Source organism: Rhizobacter sp. P2_H3, assembly GCF_056403355.1.
Map to the genome: position 1 here is coordinate 1 of NZ_JBFUFQ010000459.1, position 1,699 is coordinate 1,699.

Here is a 1,699-nt window from a genome sequence, read left to right on the forward strand (position 1 = left end):
CTGATGGCGGGCGCGCGAAGCTTCCCCGGCAACCCGAACGACGGCCATGTGCTGTGCGAGCAACTGGAGCAGACCACGACGCTGCTGCAGGACATTGGGCGCTGTCCGAAGCAGGTCATCGTCGACCTGGGCTACCACGGCGTGGACGCCGACAACCCGGGCGTGCAGATCATGGCGTGCGCTGGTCGTGCCAGACGATCGGGTTGTGCACCGCCTCACCGGCACGGCCGATAGGTTGATGCGTTTGCAGGGCAGGGCATGAACTCGCCGGGGGTGCAAGGTTGCGCTTCGGACTGAAGACCGCGGCCTGTTTCGACGTGCATGTATGTCTACGGGCGCTGCATCACGTTCATTCCATGCAACCAACGCACATGTTGTGTTACTCAGGATGCACATTGCCTTCAACAGAGTTTTTCGATCGTTTTTAGGAGTACACCTTGCAGTTCAAATTCCCGAATCCGAGCTCGCCCAGATCGGCAGCACCGCTGAGCAACGCGTCGTCGCAAACTACGAAATGTGCTCCGAGCAAACAAGAATTGAAGACCCTGATATGCGAGCAGATGAGCGGATGCGATGATGCTTTGGGAATAACTCATGCGCTTCTGTCTCTACTTGATTCGGGCGGGTTTCCATGTCTGGACATTTCCGGCTGCAGCGAGCAATCGGTTCATGCAGTTCCTGAGTTTCTGATGCGGGAAATCATGGGTCATTTGTCGAACAGGCAATCAGGGCAATCGGACGAGATGACAATTCAATGGCCAACGAGTGGATTGAAAATTTACCCGGAGTGGCTTCCAGCGGTGCGAAATTGGGTTTCCAGTCTGGAATTAAAAAACAAGATCGTCGCCTATGGGGAAAGTCGTTCGCTCAAAAACGGAGGAATATTATTTGTGCAAGAGRGAACAAATGTCGGGGAGGCCGTCTACAACATAAAATTCGATGAAGAGTCGCGTGCAGAAATCATGAACTACTATTCACTCAAGAAAAATGCCAACGTCATAAAAATCAACAAAATCCGAAGCAAGGAGAAATTGGACATAGATGATCTGAGGGATGATATTTCMAGTGTAGCAAAACTTGACGATAGAAATGAGCTGGAATGCCGAATCGCACTTCTTCGTGGCGAGGAAACGTTTCACACGGAAGCATTGATTTACATGCGACATGAGAATCAAGAGGGAATAATATTATTCAACTCTCTTGGGAATGAGTATAAGCACGCGGAACTTCACTCCCTTACCGCTCCGAATCGATCCATTTATTATGTGGCCGACGACAGTCAAGCTTCTCCATCAGGGTGTCGTTTTTACTCCCTGGATCTTGGCTGCGCAATGACAGAAAGGGATGGGGATGGAAACTTCCGCCTCTCAAATGAATATATCCTGTCCCGCGCCAAGAAGAAGCTTTTTAATAACTCCGATGGGAATGCCATCGACAGCAAGATATATGAAATCAAACTGCCGGATGAATTGCTTCGTCATGCGCAAATAAGTAGATTTGTTCGCAAACATCAGAAAGGCAATCCAAACAGGCCTGTTGTTCATCGATACAAAACGCGGAATGGCATGCTCGACGAGGATCTGCAGACCTTCCGGAAACGACAATCAGTCTGCGAGCCAAGGAGTGGAAAGTCCATCAATAATCACCTCAGGAGTCGAGGTTTCCGAAATGCATCAAGCCTGCGGATTCAGTACTATCT

The 1,699-nt window shown here is 50.2% G+C and carries 1 protein-coding gene and 1 pseudogene; both read left to right on the plus strand.

Features of this window, described 5'->3' with window-relative positions; all coding sequences use genetic code 11:
• Positions 1-174 (plus strand): annotated as a pseudogene (locus AC1D1T_RS32305) (IS5/IS1182 family transposase); the annotation flags it as partial.
• A 263-nt stretch (positions 175-437) separates the two neighbouring features.
• On the plus strand, positions 438-1,699 hold a 1,262-nt coding region (locus AC1D1T_RS32310; RefSeq protein WP_477993437.1), incomplete at its 3' end, for a YopJ family acetyltransferase.